Here is a 17,060-nt window from a genome sequence, read left to right as displayed (position 1 = left end):
CAACTTCAGTGTTTATTCTGCCCAACAATGAGATGTTAAAAATGTTCAAGAAAACTCTACCATTCATCACTCTCGCCTCTGCACTGACAATCGCTGGTTGCGTTACCCCCGGCGGCGGCCTGATCAGCACCGGCAACAATGCCACTGCCGCCTCCGGCGCAGCTGGCGGTGCCAGCAGCGTCAACGCCAACAGTTCACTCGAGCGTTGTGACGCTCCGTTAGGCACCATCGCAGTGGACGACGGTCGCGGCAAGGAGTGGTTCGCCAGCTTTGGCCAAGCCACCCAGGTAACCACCATCGAGCCGTTGATCCGACTGGCCGTTCAGCAATCCAACTGCTTCGTGATTACCTCCATTGGCAACAACCGCACCGAGAGCCGCCTGAGCGAGATTACCGACAAGCAGCGCAACTCCGGCGAGTTCCGTGCTGGTTCCAACCAGCATGCTGGTCAGCGTGTTGCCGCTGACTACTACCTGGAGCCGGCGATCATTATCGGTAACGAGTCCGTGGGCGGTCTGGCAGCGGGTATGGGTGGCCTGATGAGCGGCTTCGCTGGTGCTGTTGCCGGTTCCCTGCAGAGCAAGCAGTCCGTGGTGACCATGACCATGTTCGATATCCGTTCCGGCGTACAGCTGTCCATCTCCGAAGGTAACGCTACTGCTACCAACTTTGGCGCCGCATTGGGTGCCCTGACTGGCAGCGCGGCTGGCGGCATGGGCGGTTTCTCCCGCACGCCCGAGGGCAAGGCGACCGTGGCGGCATTCATGGATGCCTACAACAACATGGTCATCTCCCTGCGTAACTACAAGGCTCAGGAAGTTCAGGGCGGTCTGGGGCGCGGTGGTCAGCTGAAAGTCGGCAACTGATCAACCAGCAATGCAAGGATCCAGCCTCGGCTGGATTCTTTTTTCAGCCTCTGCATCCTCCTCCCCTCTTGCCTGCACCCTCCCCCATATCAACAACACCAGCCAGATTTCGCCAATCAACTTCCAGATGCTGGCTGATGCCCAGTGTGCGAGTCTACCAGGCGTAACTGCGAGCGCTGCGCCGCTGTGCGCCTGTGGGTGGTGTACAGGGTCAGACCGGTAAATGCCAGGCCGCCGACCAGGTTACCCAGGGCTGTGGGAATCTCGTTCCAGATCATGTAATCCATCACCGAGAAGTCACCGCCCATGATCATGCCGAAGGGGAACAGGAACATGTTCACTACCGAGTGCTCGAAGCCCATGAAGAAGAACAGCATGATCGGCATCCACATGGCGATGGCCTTGCCGCCGACGGTGGTGGAGATCATGGCGCCGACCACGCCCAGCGACACCATCCAGTTGCACAGCATGTGCCGACGATGACCAGTTGTTGCTTAGGTCCGCTGTGTGCCGCCATGCGTCTCCCCTCGTTACGCGTTGCTGTACCGAGGGAAGAGCAAGGGCTGTGCCAGAAGCTCGGCTGGCAGTGAAGACAGGCGGAGAAGCCCCGACCCAGACAGGTTCAGCTGAACCCCGGGACCAAACGCAGCGCTGGATAACGGTGCGCATCACTGATCCAGGACAGTGCAGGCGGGCGCCCATGGCGCCCGCTTTGGTGCATGCCCGATCAGACTGGCTCGGCGCCGCCGTTCAGCCCTGCGGTCATCAGCGGGCGCTCGCGCGGGTCGGCGATGGTGATGCCTGCCCGGCGGAAACGCTCCAGGATACGGCGGTTGATTTCCCGCTGCATGCCGGATCTGGCCTTGTCCACGCAGCGCATCTGTCCGGCCAGGGTGACCATGGAGCCATCGACCGCATCCACACCCCACACCTCCATGTCCGCCAGGGTATTGGGACCGAACACCGGGTCCTGCCGCAGCTCTGCCCCTATGGCCTTGAGCTCGCTGATCGCCAGGTCGATGTCGGTGTCGTAACTGACGCTGACCCGCACCGCCGCATTGCCGATGCCGCGGTGGGCGTTGCTCACGGTGGTCACCGAACTGAAGGGAATGATATGCAGCACCCCGTCCGAGGAGCGCAGGCGCACGGTGCGGATCGACAGGTTCTCTACCGTGCCGGACACCCCGGCCACGGTCACCGAATCCCCCACCTGCATGGCATTCTCCATTAGCAGGAAGATACCGGTGATGAAGTCCTGCACCAGCTTCTGCGAGCCGAAGCCCACCGCGACACCGATGATGCTGGCGCCGGCAATCAGCGGCGCGGTGCTGATGCCGATCTGGTTGAGGGTGGTCAGACCGACGATCAGGGCAATCACCAGAAACAGCGCCGAGCGCAGCATCGGCAGCAGGGTATTGAGACGCGCCGCACGCAGCAGGTCCCCTTCCGAACGCCAGCGGGCAATGCGCCTTTCCAGCGCGCGGTTGCTGGCCTGCCAGACAATGAGTGCGATGACCACGGCCACGGCGATGGTCGCCATGGCCGAGGCCAGCATGCGGCCGATGGTGCCCGGTGCGAACCAGGCCAGCGCATCCAGCCCCCAGGCCTGGAGCAGCGCCACCAGGGTTACCGCGGTTATCACCAGCGACACCAACCAGCGCAGCAATGGGTAATACTGGGCCAGCAGCCGGCCGCGCAGGCTCCGGGGCTGGCGGGAATCCGCATCCACGCCGGCCAGACGGCCAAGCATGCCGAGCACCAGCACCGCCGCCAGGCGTCCCAGCACCAGAATGGCCGCCGACAGCCCGATGAACTCCAGCAGCCGGGTGAAGCCATCCTCGATACCCATGGCCCAGACCACCCAGGTCCCCATGATCAGCACCGCCGCCAGCAGGGGCCAGACGCCGGCCAGCCACTGGCGCAGTGCATGCACCACCCCCTCCCTGTCCTGCGAACCGGCAATCCACTGCGCCACGGGGTGGCGGAAGCGGAACACCAGATAGATGAGATTCAGATGTACCAGCAGCGATGTCGCCTTGATCACGACCAGTTGCGCCTCGGTACCCGAACCCAGGATGGCCAGGGCGTTGCCGAAGGCCACACCGAAGGTCGCCAGCACCACCAGGCGACGGGCCCAGCGGTGTACCTGCTGTGCGGCCAGATCAGTCAACTGGACGATACGCAAACTGGCATCGCCCGGCGCCAGCAGCAGGCGCACTACCGCCATCACCACCCGGGTGATGACATAGGCATAGACGAACTCGCGGGTCACCAGATGGGTACGGATATCCAGACCGGGAAGCAGTTGCAGCACCAGCGCCGCGATACCGAAGAACAGCCCCAGCGGCAGCAGATCCAGCACCATGGCCGTCAGCGCAAAAGGCAGCCGGCGCAGGGCCTTGACCTCGGACTCCACAGGGGCGGCAACGCCGGAATGGGTGTCCTCCGGCACCGCCTCCTGCGGGTCGATCAGGACCGACGGTGGCTCTATCGGGACCGCCTCAACCTGCTCCAGACCATCGCGCTGGGTCTGCACCAGGGCAGTACTCTCATCCGTCGGGTCCAGTGCTGCCTTCACCACCGGATCGGCAACCCGGGTCGGCGCCGCGACTGGCGGCGCCTGAACATCCGCCTGCCGGGCATTGTGCAGCAGGCTCTGCATGGAACGGCGAAGGAGCCTACGCAGCAACCACTCCAGACACAGCCCCACACCCAGCACCAGCGCCATATCGGCCAGCGCCTGCAGCAGCAACAGGCGCCCCTGCTCATTGAAAAAGGTGGTCTGAAACCAGTTGGGCAGCTCGCCCAGCGCCTGGGTAACGCGCATCAGCTGGACCCGCAGCCCCGCTGCCCAGTCCCCTACCTGATCCAGGGTGCGGGCAATAAGCCCATCGGCCTCCAGCGGCACGATTGCACTCAGCGGCGTCTCTTCCTCCACCGCCACCTCAGACTCCTCTGCAGACTCCTCTGCCGCCCTCTCCTCCAATGCGCGCAGCACCTCCTCCCGGTTCTCATCGTCCTGCAGGGCATCAAGCACTTCCCGGGCCTGCTCGGGCGTTACTTCCTCAATGACCGAAGACTGCGCCTGGACCAGCGGCACAACAAGCAGAATCCAGAACAGTGCAAGAAGGGCAGATATTGGCTTGAGGAACATGCGGTTCATCCCGTTGAAGTCGAATTCCGGCGTTGTGAGGTTGCGTCCTGCTCATTCGAGTCGCAGGCAGCGCTCCGGTTCGATGGGTGTCGAGCCCGGGCCTGCCAGACACACATGATACGCGTCGGGGCAGCCCAGCGGCATCCGAGGATACCCGGGTTACGCGAGCGCTTACTCACTGGTCATCAGCTGGACCAGCTCCCTGCGCACGTGCAGGTTCGGCTCGTCCTGATTGCGTCCGGTCAGGCACTTTTCCAGTGCCGGCACGGACACTCCGGCATACCGGGCATAACGCCCCTTCTGCGTGCCGTAATGCATCAGATTGGCGGCGATTACCACGTCGACATAATCAGGCAGCGGGCGGCCGTTGTCCCGCAGGACCGTTTCGTGCCAGCGGGCCATCTGTATCAGCTCCTCCGGCATATCCCAGTGCCGCAGCAGCATGGCCCCGACCAGAGGATGCAGCATCAGCTCGAATCTGAGCCGCTCTATCCCGCTCAGCTCGGGCTGCTGACGGAGAAACTCGCGCAACGGCAACTTGCCGATATCATGCAGCAGCCCGCCGAGGGCGGCCAGCTCCGCATCCAGATAGGGGAAGGATTCGGCCAGATCACGGCACAGGGCACTGATATGCAGGCCGCCCTCGACAAAACCGCGCAGGCGCCCCGGGTCCCCGCCAGCCCGACCCATGGTCTGCAACAGCGCCAGCTGCGTCACCATCGAGCGCACCAGTCTGAAACCCAGCAGCACGATGGCCTGACGCACCGAAGACACCGGAACACCTCGACGCATGATCGAACTGTTGGCAACCTTGACCAGACGCGCAGCAATGGCCGGATCCCGCGAAATCTCCCGCTCCAGCTCCTCCACCGAGCAGTTGCCGGACTCGGTCAGCGCCCGCACCCGGATCACCACCTCCGGCAGCGAAGGCAGTACCAGCTGGTTGGCCGCAATAGCCGCCTCCAGCCGCCGCAGCAGCTCCCTTGCCCGCTGTTTCATGTCCATACACCTACTCCTTGCGGTCCGCCCTTCTGGCCAGCCAACAGCACTACACACAGGGCACGTAGCAGCCCTGAGTGATTATTACACGGACCGAAGGTCATTATGGCGCTCGCGCAATTGTTCAACAGCCTGCTGGACAATTTCGGCATCCGGCTTGGTGAGGACGAGAACCGGCACCTGAAGAAATGGCGTGGCCGGTGATAGAATGGAGCCTGCTGCTGGACGCTGATACATCATTCCCGATAAACAACACGCTCAAACCGTGCAATTCGTTTTTCTGCAATCCGCTCAACATCGCTCACCCCCATAAACCCAAGAATCTCATCACGAGAGAAGCCCTCCGGAAACAGCATGAGCAATTGCTCCGGCTCAGCAGCGCGAGTAGCGAATATCAGGCATGAGGGAGGGGGGCGGTAATCAGGATGGCCGACGATAGCGCCACCAGGCCAATACGCCGAACACGACAATCAACACCAGCAGGTTCGCCATTTCCCACGCTGCCTCGGCAAAGCTGGCGCCCAGCTGATTGAACTTGACCATGATGTTGATGCCCGGTGTCGATGGCAGAAGTTTGGCCAGCCACAGCAGCCATTGCGGTGTCGATGTGGCTGGCCAGGAGAGGTTGGACAGGAAGAAGAACGGCAGGGAGGTGACCAGAATAAGCTGGTAGGCCCGCTCGCGGGTGCGGAAGAAACTGGCAATGAACATGCCCAGGGCCACCACCGCGCCAACGAATAACAGACCGCCGACCAGCATGCCCGGGAAGTTTCCACTTCGCGGGTAATCCTGGTACCAGAACATGAACCCGGCGTAGTAGAGCATGTTGATGAAGCCGATCAGCAGGCAGGCGCTGGCAATGCCGATCAGCTGGGTGCCGCTGAAAAACAGTTGTCCCCTCCGTTCGCGGCGGGTTCCCGCCATCACCGCAATGCCCACCAACAGGGTTTGCTGCACGATCAGTTCGGCCACACCGGTGACCAGCGCACTGCCGTAACCTTCCCGCGTGTTGAACAGGGGCCGCTGCACCAGGTGCAAGGGCGGCTGTGCTGCGGCCCCGGCGAAGGCGGCCTGCCTGACCGCCGCTTCGCGAGCAAAACCGGTGATGGCGTCGCCCAGCCCGGTGAGCACGGTATTGGCCCGCCCGAGCCAGGCGCCGTTGGCATAGATGGCAACTTCCCCCTGGTCGCCACGCAGGATATCCCGCTCGAAGCCCCTGGGAATGACCACGAAACCCTCGGCCCTCATGGCGCTCACCTGAGCGATGGCTTCCGTCTCGCTGGCCACCAGCGCCGTCACCTGCACGGCGCTGACACGCTCGATATGGCGTATCAGATCCCGGCTGAGGGCGGTGCGATCCTGATCGACAATCACTACCGGTTGTTCGCTGGCCACCTGTTGCTGGTAGCCCGTGGGATAGAAGAACGAGTACAGGATAACGGCGCCCACCATCACCATGACCACGGCGCGATCGGTAAAAACAGCGCGAAAGGTGCTGGCAAAGGCCTCCACAAAAGCAGCGCGATAATTCTGCATGGCCGTGCGGGTCATCGTTGCCCCCAGGTGGAAGGATCAAGGACCGCCCGGCGATAGGCGTGATAACCGATGGCTCCCGGTATCAGGATAAACAGCACCAGCGCCCCCAGATGGGTGAAGGTCACTGTCGCTGGTGCTGCCAGATAGCGTTCCGCCGCATCCAGTTTCACGTAGCTGGTAAAAGGCAGGAGGTAGTGCCAGGTGCGGGCGAACAGGGAGGCACCGTCGATGGGAAAGGTGGCGCCGCAGAAAGCCAGCGAGGTACCGGCGTACAGGCCGACGCCCGACAAGGCGGTACCCATATTGCGTATCACGCCGGACAGCAGCAAGCCGATGGCGGCGTAGGCGGTGTACAGCAATACCTGGCCTGCCAGCAGCGCCATCAGTGAGCCGGCAATACCATCGCCGCGGATGACACTCACCCACAGCACCGCCGCAAAACCGTAGAGGGAGAATATCGGGATATAGATCAGCCATTTACCGAGAATGGCGCCCGGCAGGCTGCCGCCGCACTGTTCAAGCCAGCGTCCGGCAGTGCCATCGCGCAGTTCCCGGCAACAGGCACTGGTGACGGCCACGCACAGTATCAAATGCAGAACCGCGGGCAGCAGTAATCCCAGCAGGAACTGCTCAAAGCTGCGCGCCGGGTTGAACAACACGGTTACCTGGACGCTGACAGGGGGTGGTTTCAGTTTGTCCACGCCCTGTTGTAATGCGGTGTGCTCCAACACAATCCGGCCGGAGAGGTTCTTTACCGCCGCATCGATATCGCGAAAGGCAGTGGCACCTGCGGTGGTGAGGGCGGCGTTATAAAACGCGAACACCGTTGCCGGTTGACCACGCTGGATCTGGTCGTCGGTATCGGCGGGGATATGTATTACCGCGTCCACCTGCATGGCACGGACCAACGGCCAGGCCTGATGCAGGTCCAGCGGATGCGAGCGTACATCCAGTGCCGGGGCTGCATCCAGCGCGCGAATCAATTCGCGGCTGACAGGACCGCGGCTGTCATCCACCACGGCCACCGGCAGCGTACGGGGCACGGCGCTGTAGAACATCGCCGCGAACAGGATCATGGCCAGCCAGGGAATCCAGCTGATCAAGGCCATGTCCCAGAGCGAGTGACAGAGAAATTGCCATTCGCGTCGCGCCGAACTGCGCAGCGATGCACGAAAGCCGGTGGCGGCTCCGTTCAGGGTTGTGGCCACGGAAACAGCACACTCATGCCCGGGCGAAAGTTGGCAACCGGCTGCACCGGTCGGGCGCGTACTTCAAAGCTTTTCACATCGTAGCCCGCTGATTGCCGGGTGGCCCGCCAGGTAGCGAAATCGCCCGCCGGGCTGATGAAGTACACCTCAAAATCAACCCCGCTCAACGCCAAGGCGGGAATGTCGCCCTTGAGTGTGTGCCCCATGCTCACAGCACCAAACTGATCTTCCCGCAGGGTGAGGGACACCCACATGTTGTCGATATCCACCAGGGTGAACACCGGATAACCGGCAGGTACCAACTCGCCCACGTCGGCCAGGCGCTTGCTGACTTCGCCGGCGGCCGGCGCCAATCCCAGGGCTTCATTGCGGGCAGCGGTAACCTCGGCGACCGCTGCCTCAGCCTGGCGTACCTGGGCGTCGGCCGCATCCCTGTCTTCGCGGCGGGCACCGGCCAGGGCCTCGTCGTATTGCGCGCGTGCAGCCCTGGTCAGCGCTTCGGCAGCGCTGGCCTGGGCCAGGGCCTCATCGCGCTGCTGTCGGGTGACCACGCCTTCACTGTGCAGGCGATCGAGACGCACGGCCGTCGTCCGCGCCAGGTCCGAGGCGGCTTTTGCACGCTGCCAGTTGGCCTCGGCGGCACTGATCTGCTCTACGCGGGCGCCTTCGCTGGCCTTTGCCGCCTGGGCGCGGGCTGCATCCAGCACCGCGGTGGCCTGGCGGAACTTGGCTTCCACTTCAGGGCTGTCGAGGGTGAACAGATGCTGCCCGGCACTGACGCGCTCACCTTCGCGCACATGCAGTTCGGCGATCCGCGCCGGGATCTTTGCCGACACCTTGACCGAGTCGGCATCGGCCATGCCCTGTACCAGTCCGGGGGCGGTGCGAAAGGCCAGCCAGAGCCCGACGATGACGACGGCCAGCGCCAGGGAAACAGCCAGCAATAACAGCAGGCGAGGGAGGGCAGAGCGGGTATTGGTCATGGTGAAAGCACTATGTCGGCTTGGCGAAGGTAATCGCTATAACGGTTGGTCTGTCCGCTGACATCCAGCAGCTGAATCAAGGCAAGATCGAACTCCCAGGCCGCCAGGGCACGATCAGTACGGGTTTTGCCCAACTGGAGGCGGGCATCGATCACATCGAGGGAGGTTGCCTGCCCCTCCTGGAACGACAAGCCCTGCAGGCGCAGGTTTTCTTCGGCGCTGGCCAGGGCACTCTCCAGCAGGGTGAATTGCTGGCGCGCGCTGTCGACTGCCAGCCAGGCGCGCGCCACACCGATTTCCAGCTTGACGGCGGTATCGCGCAAACCGTGCTCCACCTGCAACTGCTGACTGCGCGCCGCGCCCACCTGGCGATGGCGATCGGTATTGGAAAAGAGCGTGTAACTCACCCCGACACCAAAGGCCCAATCGGACTCGGTGAGCAGCGCATCCTCGCGTTTCAGGTCATATTGGCCGAACAGATATACGCGCGGTTTCCAGTTGGCCTGTTCCGCCAGAACCTTTTGCCGGGCCTGCTCGCCCACCGCGCGCAATTGCTCCAGGCCGGGGTGCTGGCGCACCGCAGTCTCGACAAAGTATTCAACAGGTTCAAGGGGTGCCTGTACTACAAACAGCGGCGACAGGGGTTGGATGGGAACGTCACTGCGCAACAAACCGGCCAGTACCGCTTGAGCTCCGCGCAGGTCATTGACTGCCTTGGCGTATTCGCGCTCGGCATTATCCAGTGCCACCTGCGCCTGCAACAGCTGGGCGCGAGTGGCAAACCCCTCCTGCTCCAGTTTGCGCGCATGTGCGTAATGCTCCTGCAGGCCGTTGCGGACCTCCAGTCGCACCGCGACAACCTGTTGCGCCAACTGCTGCCCGAAGTAGGCCTCCACCAGTTGCACGGTTTCATCCTGGCCAGCGCGGGCCAGCAGGGCATCGGCCTCGTCCGCCGCTGCATTGGCGGCGGCCTTGGCAGCGCTGATTTGCCCGCCAGTCCAGACCGGCATCGTCGCCGTCACGATCGGCCGGGTGCGCCAATCCTTTTCTGCGAACTCCAGCGGACTGGAGATATCGAAGGCCTCGGCTACCGGCTCCAGCGAGCCCAGTGGCAGCTTAAGGCTTTTCTGGAAGTGCAGGCGGCGGATATCAATGGACACATCCGGGTAGGACAAACTGCGGCTGGCCTCAGCCAACTGGCGACGACTCTCCACCTGGCTGCGGGAGCTGGCCAGGGCATCGGAGACATGCAAGAGGCGCTCTTGTGCTTCTTCAAAATGCAGGGCCAGCGGTTGCGCCTGTGCACCAAGAGAGACGAATGCGGTAAGGGAACCCAGTGTCAGCAGCACCAGCAGCCTGCGACCAGGGGATATCGGCATGTTGTCTCCTTTCATTCCTGGCAAGCAAGATGCAAGGATTATAGAGCGCCGTACTGTTTAATTCAGCCCTGGAGTGCCCGCTCATTCAGTCTCTCCCTGCGCGGTGTTGAGCGCATAAAATTCATGCAATTTGGCTTGCAGCAACGCCTTGTCCGGCAGCTGGGTCTGGTATTCGGCTATCAATGCCGGGGACAGGCTGCGGTTGAGGGCGTATTCCACCACTTCGTCATCCTTGCTGGCACACAGCAGTACGCCGATGGCGGGGTTCTCGTGAGGTTTGCGGATATCGCGATCCAGCGCTTCCAGGTAGAAGCCCAGCTTGCCGAGATATTCCGGCTCGAAACGTCCTACCTTGAGCTCAATGGCCACCAGGCAGTTGAGGCCGCGATGGAAAAACAGCAGGTCCAGAGCGAAATCGCGCCCACCTACCTGCAAGGGGTACTCGGAGCCGACAAAGCAGAAGTCACGGCCAAGCTCGATCAGGAAGTCCCGAAGACGGGTGAGCAGACCTTGGTGAAGGTCCGCCTCAACGTGACTATCGGGCAGGTCAAGAAATTCGACCATGTAGGCATCGCGGAACACCTCCAGGGCTGTCGGATGAGTTTGTCTCAGCACTGCTGAGACTTTTGCCGGCCGCGTGACGCTACGCTCAAACAGCGCGGCCTTGAACTGGCGCTCAAGTTCGCGTTTTGACCACTTTTCCTGTACCGCCATCCGCAGGTAAAACTCGCGCTCTTCTTCCTACCTGCTCTGACCTAGAATGATCAGGTTATGGCTCCAAGACAATTGTCGCGCCAGTGGTGCGACTTTCTCTTGGTGGCAATAAGCCTCGTAAAACTGACGCATTCGAAACAGGTTGCTGCGAGTGAAACCCCGCAACCCAGGTTGCGTCTGCTTCAGGTAATCAGCCAGTTGACTGACAACAGCGTCGCCCCATTCTGCCTGCTCCAGCTTGCGGCTGATATAGGCGCCAACCTGCCAATACAGCTCAATCAACTGAGTGTTAACTGCCTGTGCGGCCTTGTGGCGAGCACTCTGGATCAGCGTCAGCACTTCATGGAAGTGGCTTTCGTTCGGGTTCTGGGGAATATTCGGCGTGCTCATCTGAATCTTTCCTTATTCTTTCAGCAAGCGCCTACTGCAATAAACTTCAGGCACAAAAAAGGTTCTTCACCGAAGTCCGGGGTAACCCGGACTTTTCGTTTTCAGAAATGAGGTGAGGCGGTGACATCTCGGTCATGATGGTTGTGCGACCAACACCATAATCCGAGAGCACCGCCTCATGTCAGATCATACCGATTGGCTGCCGTTCTGGCAGGATTTCCGCCTTCTAGACCTTCAAATTTTTGATGACCGCGTTTGTGTCGTTCTCGCGCCGGACAGGGCGCGGCTCGCCTGTGGTATCTGCGCCAAGCCCTGCCGCCAAGTTCATGAGCGAGTCAGGCGCTCAGTCAGGGATGTTCCCATGCTGGGCCTGCCGGTGTTTCTCGACCTGACACTCTATCGTCTGGACTGTGCTGGATGCGGACGCCACCTGCAGCGTGTGCCCTGGCTTGATCGGCATGCCAGACTGACTCGGCGACTGGCTCAGGCGGTGGCAGAGTGCTGCGCCCGCATGCCGGTAGCCCACGTCGCAGATATGTTCGGCTTGCATTGGGGGACGGTCAGACGGCTGGATCATCAGCGGCTCCAGGCGCTGGTAGAGTTATTGCCAACGCCTCGACCGCGTCGCCTGATCATGGACGAGTTCGCCCTGTTCAAAGGACATCGCTATGCCACTGTGATCCTTGATGCCGATACACGCCGTGTTCTCTACGTGACCCAAGACCGCTCTCGCCGGGCCATTCGCCCCTTCTTCGAACAGCTTGGTCCAGAGAGCCGTGCCCGGATCGAGGCCGTGGCTATGGACATGAACACTGCTTTTGATCTTGAAGTGCGAGCGCAGTGCCAGAGCGCGCGCATCGTCTATGACCTGTTCCATGTGATCGCCAAGTACGGCCGCGAGGTCATCAGCCGAGTGCGCGTAGACGCTGCAAATCAGCTACGCCATGACCGCCCTGCACGTCGGGTGGTGAAGCAAGCGCACTGGTTGCTGCTGCGTAATCCCGCCTCACTCAACGAGCGTGAGCAGGTTCGGCTCGACGAAGTACTGCAGGCGAACAAACCAATCATGACAGTACACATAATGAAGGAAGGGTTGCGATCGCTATGGACCGCACCTGATGCCTGGGAGTGGCGAAGACGGTGCGTCAATGGCATGCCCATGCTGCCGAAAGCGGCATCCCAGCATTGATGCACTTCGCCTCAGTACTGAAGCCTTACTGGCGAGGCATCTTGGCCAGAGTGCGCTGGCCAATGCATACCGGCCAGCTTGAAGGGATCAATAACAAGATCAAAGTGATCAAACGCATGGCTTACGGATACCGCGACATTGATTACTTCTTTCTGAAGATCAAGGCCGCCTTCCCCGGAAATGCGCGATGAACCACAAAAAAGCCCTGTTTTTACAGGGCTTTTGGCTTCAATTGGCGGAGAGCCAGGGATTCGAACCCTGGGTACCCTTGCGGGTACAACGGATTTCGAATCCGTCCCGTTCGACCACTCCGGCAACTCTCCAAGTCGGCGCGCATGATAGCAGCTTCGCTGCGGCCGATAAAGCGTTAAGACAGGGGGACGCCCAGGCGCTGGGCGACTTCTTCGTAGGCTTCGATGACGTTGCCCAGACCCTGGCGGAAGCGGTCCTTGTCCATCTTCTTGCCGGTTTCCTTGTCCCACAGGCGGCTGCCGTCGGGGCTGAATTCGTCGCCGAGGGTGATTTCGCCCTTGAACAGGCCGAACTCCAGTTTGAAGTCGACCAGCTGCAGGCCGGCGTCGTCGAACAGTTTCTTGAGGATGTCGTTGACCTGGAAGGTCAGCTCGCGCATGCGCTGCAGCTGCTCGGCGGTCGCCCAGCCAAAGGTGACCACGTGGGATTCGTTGATGAAGGGGTCACCCTTGGCGTCGTCCTTGAGAAACAGCTCGAAGGTCGGCGGGGTCAGTCTGGTGCCCTCTTCCACGCCCAGCCGGCGGACCAGGCTGCCGGCAGCATAGTTACGGATCACGCACTCGACCGGGATCATGTCCAGCTTCTTGACCAGACACTCGGTGTCGGACAGCAGCTTGTCGAACTGGGTCGGGATGCCGGCTTCCTGCAGCTTCTGCATGATGAAGGCGTTGAAGCGGTTGTTCACCATGCCCTTGCGCTCGAGCTGCTCTATCTTCTTGCCGTCGAAGGCGGAGGTGTCGTTTCGGAACAGCAGGATGAGGCGATCCGGATCATCGGTGGTGTAAACCGATTTGGCCTTGCCGCGATAGAGTTCAGTGCGTTTTTCCATTATCGGCTCCCGATGCAGGCGATAGTTGGTTGTGTGGTCTCGGTTATCTCTTGCCAGGGCAGCCCCTGGTTCTGTGCCGCGAGCTGCAACTGTCCCGACCAGCCATCCAGGGCACTGGAAACAGCTTGCCGGGCCAGTTCCGGCCGGTTGTTCTTTTCACTGATATGGGCAATGACGATCTGCTGCAGCCGACGGGTATCCAGGGAGGCGAGCAGGCCGGCGGCCTGCTGGTTGCTCAGATGGCCCAACGCGCCGCCCACTCGGGCCTGAAGAAAGCGTGGATAGGGTCCGCTGGCGAGCATGTGCGGATCATAATTCGCTTCCAGCAAAAGCGCATCCAGTTCACTGTACATTTCTGTTATCAGCGGGGTGATGCTGCCGGTGTCGGTGAGCACGCCGAGGCGGTGATAGCCGCTGTCGAAGATGAACTGGCTGGGCTCCCGGGCATCGTGGGGTACCGGCACCGGGGTGACCCGGATCTCGCCGATGTCGATGTCCTCGCCGAAGCGGATCAGGCGCACCGGCAGATCGGTCGACCCCATGCCGTGGCGGGTACCTGCGGTCATGTAGACCGGCAGGGAGTAGCGCTGCGCCAGACGCTCGACGCCGCTGATGTGATCGGAGTGTTCGTGGGTGACCAGAATGGCCGTGAGTTGATGCGCGCTGAGCCCTGCCCGCGCCAGTCGCTGCTCGGTTGCGCGCAGGCTGAAGCCGCAGTCCACCAACAGTCGGGTTGTGCCGTACTCAATCAGCGTGGCATTTCCCCGACTGCCGCTTCCCAGTGAGCAATAGCGCAAATGCCGCCTCAGTTGAGATTCTCGAGGATCCGGCTGAGCAGCGCTCTTGCCTCGCTGGAATCAGAGCTGGTGGTGATGCTGTCTTCCACAGTGATCTGCACCCGATTGCCTACCGGTGTCAGCCGTACCTGGGTACGCTGCTGCGCGTCGGCCTCCGCCTTGCCGCGGCCGAACAGGCGACCGAAGAAGCCCGGCTTGTCCTGTCTGGCGCTCTGCTGCGGATTGACATAATACACACCGGCGCTGCGATCCAGGTCATCAACATGGATGTCGGCGCTGGCCAGTGCCTGACCCACGGCCGCCCAGGCGCGGTTGAAGTCGGTGGTCATGTTCAGCACCGGGTTGCCGGCACCGTCCTGATCCAGCGAGCTGCGCCGCGCGGCGGGCGCACTGGACAGGGCCACCGAGTCGGCACCGCCACTCTGGTTCAGATAGCTTTCCAGCTCGGCCAGGACGGCCCGCTCGAGGTTGCTGTTGCTTGAGCTCTGGGGCCAGCTGTCCTGGGTACTGCCCTGGCTGCGCTGCGCCTGCAGTACCTTGATCTCACTGGTGCCGGACTGGACGCCCGGCTCAACACGGATCCGCAGGCGCAGTTCCTGTCCATCGGTGCGGCGGTTCTGGCCCACCGCCGGCGCCAGGCGCCGTACCAGCGGGTTGTCCGCGTCCACGTCGAAGCCCAGCCAGCCGGTTTCCAGCTCACCGAGAGTAGCCGACTCCCGGGCGACCGGCACACGGTAGTCGCTGAGGAACTGACGCACCCGCGGCCACATGGCAGAGGTGCCATGCTGGGCCAGCAGCCAGCGTTCACCGCCGTTCTGCTGCATCGAGTATTCACTGTACTCGATACCTGTTGCCATGCCCTGCGGACGCGGCACCTTGTACTTGCCTGTGCCGCCGGCGCGGACCTCGCCGGGTACTGGCAGCAGATCGCCGATGGGCTTGCTCTGCAGCTCCGGCGGTACTGTCATGCGCGGTTCGATGGTGGCGGTCTGGTAGTCCGACCCCCGATCACGGAAGTAACCATCTTCACCGAACAGATAGCCGCAGCCGCTCAGTCCTACGCCAACCATCATCAGAGTCAGTGCATTGAGCACAGGCTTCATTCGCATTTCCTTGATTATCAGGTTCCCGGGATTCACAGCAGACCGCATTGCTTGAGTGCTTCACGCACCACAGGCTGGCAGTCGTCACTCAGTCGCGTCATCGGCAGGCGCAGGCCATCGCCGATCAGCCCCATTTCATGCAGCGCCCATTTCACCGGAATCGGGTTGGATTCGATGAACAGCTTCCTGTGCAGCGGCATCAGTTGTTCATTCAGACGGCGGGCGGTCTCGGCATCGCCGTTCAGCGCCGCCTCGCACAGCTGGTGCATCAGCCGCGGTGCCACGTTGGCGGTAACGGAAATATTGCCCTTGCCGCCCATCAGGATGAGTTCCACGGCCGTGGGGTCGTCGCCGGAATAGATTGCCATGCGATCACCCACGCGGTCGATCAGTTCACGGGCACGCTGCAGGTCGCCGGTGGCTTCCTTGATGCCGATGATGTTGTCGATATCCGCCAGACGCACCACGGTGTCGGGCAGCATGTCGCAGGCGGTACGCCCGGGCACGTTGTAGAGAATCTGGGGGATGTCCACCGCCTCGGCGATGAAACGGAAGTGCTGATACAGGCCTTCCTGAGTCGGCTTGTTGTAATAGGGGGTCACCAGCAGGCAGGCATCGGCGCCGACACTGCGCGCGTCTTCGGTCAGCTCGACGGCTTCGCTGGTGGAGTTGGCCCCGGTGCCGGCAATCACCGGAATGCGCCCGGCGACCTTGTCGACCACACGGCGGATGACTTCCTTGTGCTCTTCCATGTCCAGGGTGGCGGACTCCCCGGTGGTACCGACCGCAACAATGCCGTCGGTGCCCTCGTTCAGATGGAATTCGATCAAGCGGTCAAGCGCCTGCCAATCCAGGTTGCCACGCGAGTCCATGGGGGTTACCAGCGCCACAAGGCTGCCTGAAATCATGCAAGGGGCTCCAACAAGATACGAGATGATCAGCAATGGTACTTAGGCCATGGGATCAGCACAAGGGACGCGGCTCTGCAAAGCGGCGGGCGGCAATAAAACTGGTGGTTGAACGCCCGGCGGCAGACGGGGACAATAGGCAGCCTGATGGCCGCTGGCCAAGTTCATTACCTCGAGGAGTATCCATGTCCACAGCGCCCAGCCCGCGGGAGCAGTTTCTGGTGATCAATGCCATGGGCCAGCAGACCACTGCCATGGCGAGCACGCTGACACGCCTGTGCATGGAACAGCGCTGTCTGATCGTCAGCAGCCGCATGACCCGCCACGGCACCTGCACTGCCCTGCTGCTGCAGGTCAGCGGCAACTGGGACGCCCTGGCCCGCCTCGAGACCCTGTTGCCCCCTCTGGCGCGCAGGGAACACTGGACACTGTCCCTGCGCCGCAGCAACGCCCTCGAAGAACGCCCCTCGGCACTGCCCTACAACGTCTTCGTCACTGCTGCGCAGCGTCCGGAACTGATCGCCGAGCTGTGCACCTTCTTCCAGCACCTGGAAATCGACATCGAGGAAATGCTCAGCTTCACCTACATGGCCCAGCACACCGGTACCCCGATGCTCAACCTGACGCTGACCATCGCCATTCCGGTCAAGACCCAGCTCAGCTGGCTGCGCGAGCAGTTTCTGGACTTCTGCGACGAACTCAACCTGGACGCCGTGATAGAACCCTGGCGTCCCCTTCACTGAACCCTAGCGA

The 17,060-nt window shown here is 62.0% G+C and carries 12 protein-coding genes, 1 tRNA gene and 3 pseudogenes; 3 read left to right on the top strand and 13 right to left on the bottom strand.

The genetic code is table 11. The features are described from left to right. Nucleotides 1-41 precede the first annotated feature (41 nt). A complete protein-coding gene (locus tag VF673_RS00520; RefSeq protein ID WP_440290504.1) occupies nucleotides 42-866 on the top strand; it encodes a hypothetical protein in 825 nt (274 codons plus the stop codon). 116 nt (nucleotides 867-982) lie between these two features. Here VF673_RS00520 and VF673_RS00515 read toward each other — a convergent pair. From VF673_RS00515 to VF673_RS00480, 8 genes and pseudogenes are all read right to left on the bottom strand, one after another. Further along, nucleotides 983-1,342, bottom strand: a pseudogene (locus VF673_RS00515) (formate/nitrite transporter family protein); the annotation flags it as partial. Nucleotides 1,343-1,593: 251 nt separating this feature from the next. After that, the gene (locus VF673_RS00510) at nucleotides 1,594-4,020 is read right to left on the bottom strand and encodes a mechanosensitive ion channel domain-containing protein (RefSeq protein ID WP_440290503.1); all 2,427 of its coding nucleotides are present in this window, start codon (nucleotides 4,018-4,020) and stop codon (nucleotides 1,594-1,596) included. 171 nt (nucleotides 4,021-4,191) lie between these two features. Beyond that, entirely contained in the window at nucleotides 4,192-5,025 is an 834-nt protein-coding gene (locus tag VF673_RS00505) for an HDOD domain-containing protein (protein WP_440290502.1), read from the bottom strand. Nucleotides 5,026-5,439: 414 nt separating this feature from the next. Next, the gene (locus VF673_RS00500; RefSeq protein WP_440290501.1) at nucleotides 5,440-6,570 is read right to left on the bottom strand and encodes an ABC transporter permease; all 1,131 of its coding nucleotides are present in this window, start codon (nucleotides 6,568-6,570) and stop codon (nucleotides 5,440-5,442) included. Continuing rightward, nucleotides 6,567-7,763 (bottom strand): ABC transporter permease, encoded by a 1,197-nt coding sequence (locus VF673_RS00495; protein WP_440290500.1) that lies wholly within the window; start codon nucleotides 7,761-7,763, stop codon nucleotides 6,567-6,569. Before VF673_RS00495 ends, VF673_RS00500 begins: the two co-directional genes overlap by 4 nt. Continuing rightward, nucleotides 7,748-8,746 carry an HlyD family secretion protein gene (locus VF673_RS00490; RefSeq protein ID WP_440290499.1) on the bottom strand — a complete coding sequence of 333 codons (999 nt, stop codon included), beginning with the start codon at nucleotides 8,744-8,746 and terminating at the stop codon, nucleotides 7,748-7,750. Before VF673_RS00490 ends, VF673_RS00495 begins: the two co-directional genes overlap by 16 nt. Continuing rightward, nucleotides 8,743-10,125, bottom strand: a complete 1,383-nt coding sequence (locus VF673_RS00485) for a TolC family protein (protein WP_440290498.1) — start codon at nucleotides 10,123-10,125, stop codon at nucleotides 8,743-8,745. The genes VF673_RS00490 and VF673_RS00485 overlap by 4 nt, the downstream gene beginning before the upstream one ends. A gap of 81 nt (nucleotides 10,126-10,206) precedes the next feature. Continuing rightward, nucleotides 10,207-11,229 (bottom strand): annotated as a pseudogene (locus VF673_RS00480) (PDDEXK nuclease domain-containing protein). Nucleotides 11,230-11,407: 178 nt separating this feature from the next. On the opposite strand from VF673_RS00480, the pseudogene VF673_RS00475 reads away from it, so the two are divergent. Further along, nucleotides 11,408-12,609, top strand: a pseudogene (locus VF673_RS00475) (ISL3 family transposase). Between the two features lie 42 nt (nucleotides 12,610-12,651). Here VF673_RS00475 and VF673_RS00470 read toward each other — a convergent pair. From VF673_RS00470 to dapA, 5 genes are all read right to left on the bottom strand, one after another. After that, nucleotides 12,652-12,741 (bottom strand) — tRNA-Ser (locus tag VF673_RS00470). Between the two features lie 44 nt (nucleotides 12,742-12,785). Beyond that, nucleotides 12,786-13,499, bottom strand: coding sequence for a phosphoribosylaminoimidazolesuccinocarboxamide synthase (purC, locus tag VF673_RS00465; RefSeq protein WP_440290497.1), 714 nt, complete (start codon nucleotides 13,497-13,499; stop codon nucleotides 12,786-12,788). Next, the gene (locus tag VF673_RS00460) at nucleotides 13,499-14,296 is read right to left on the bottom strand and encodes an MBL fold metallo-hydrolase (protein WP_090538102.1); all 798 of its coding nucleotides are present in this window, start codon (nucleotides 14,294-14,296) and stop codon (nucleotides 13,499-13,501) included. The genes purC and VF673_RS00460 overlap by 1 nt, the downstream gene beginning before the upstream one ends. A gap of 8 nt (nucleotides 14,297-14,304) precedes the next feature. Further along, nucleotides 14,305-15,399: an outer membrane protein assembly factor BamC gene (gene bamC, locus VF673_RS00455; RefSeq protein ID WP_440290496.1), complete on the bottom strand. Its 1,095-nt coding sequence runs from the start codon at nucleotides 15,397-15,399 to the stop codon at nucleotides 14,305-14,307. A gap of 32 nt (nucleotides 15,400-15,431) precedes the next feature. Further along, nucleotides 15,432-16,307 (bottom strand): 4-hydroxy-tetrahydrodipicolinate synthase, encoded by an 876-nt coding sequence (dapA, locus tag VF673_RS00450; protein WP_440290495.1) that lies wholly within the window; start codon nucleotides 16,305-16,307, stop codon nucleotides 15,432-15,434. 185 nt (nucleotides 16,308-16,492) lie between these two features. Between dapA and VF673_RS00445 the strand changes: the two genes are divergently transcribed. After that, nucleotides 16,493-17,050, top strand: coding sequence for a glycine cleavage system protein R (locus tag VF673_RS00445; RefSeq protein ID WP_273123175.1), 558 nt, complete (start codon nucleotides 16,493-16,495; stop codon nucleotides 17,048-17,050). Nucleotides 17,051-17,060: the final 10 nt, after the last annotated feature.

It is taken from the genome of Halopseudomonas sp. Lyrl_26 (assembly GCF_051948695.1).
GTDB lineage: Bacteria > Pseudomonadota > Gammaproteobacteria > Pseudomonadales > Pseudomonadaceae > Halopseudomonas > Halopseudomonas formosensis.
Note: the sequence above shows the minus strand (reverse complement) of the source record. Positions and strands in the feature narration are given on the sequence as shown.

Bases quoted from the DNA above. Each gene is read 5' to 3' on its own strand.
- VF673_RS00520 (WP_440290504.1), top strand. From the start codon at position 42: ATGTTCAAGAAAACTCTACCATTCATCACTCTCGCCTCTGCACTGACA.
- VF673_RS00510 (WP_440290503.1), bottom strand. From the start codon at position 4,020: ATGTTCCTCAAGCCAATATCTGCCCTTCTTGCACTGTTCTGGATTCTG.
- VF673_RS00505 (WP_440290502.1), bottom strand. From the start codon at position 5,025: ATGGACATGAAACAGCGGGCAAGGGAGCTGCTGCGGCGGCTGGAGGCG.
- VF673_RS00500 (WP_440290501.1), bottom strand. From the start codon at position 6,570: ATGACCCGCACGGCCATGCAGAATTATCGCGCTGCTTTTGTGGAGGCC.
- VF673_RS00490 (WP_440290499.1), bottom strand. From the start codon at position 8,746: ATGACCAATACCCGCTCTGCCCTCCCTCGCCTGCTGTTATTGCTGGCT.
- VF673_RS00485 (WP_440290498.1), bottom strand. From the start codon at position 10,125: ATGCCGATATCCCCTGGTCGCAGGCTGCTGGTGCTGCTGACACTGGGT.
- purC (WP_440290497.1), bottom strand. From the start codon at position 13,499: ATGGAAAAACGCACTGAACTCTATCGCGGCAAGGCCAAATCGGTTTAC.
- bamC (WP_440290496.1), bottom strand. From the start codon at position 15,399: ATGAAGCCTGTGCTCAATGCACTGACTCTGATGATGGTTGGCGTAGGA.
- dapA (WP_440290495.1), bottom strand. From the start codon at position 16,307: ATGATTTCAGGCAGCCTTGTGGCGCTGGTAACCCCCATGGACTCGCGT.
- VF673_RS00445 (WP_273123175.1), top strand. From the start codon at position 16,493: ATGTCCACAGCGCCCAGCCCGCGGGAGCAGTTTCTGGTGATCAATGCC.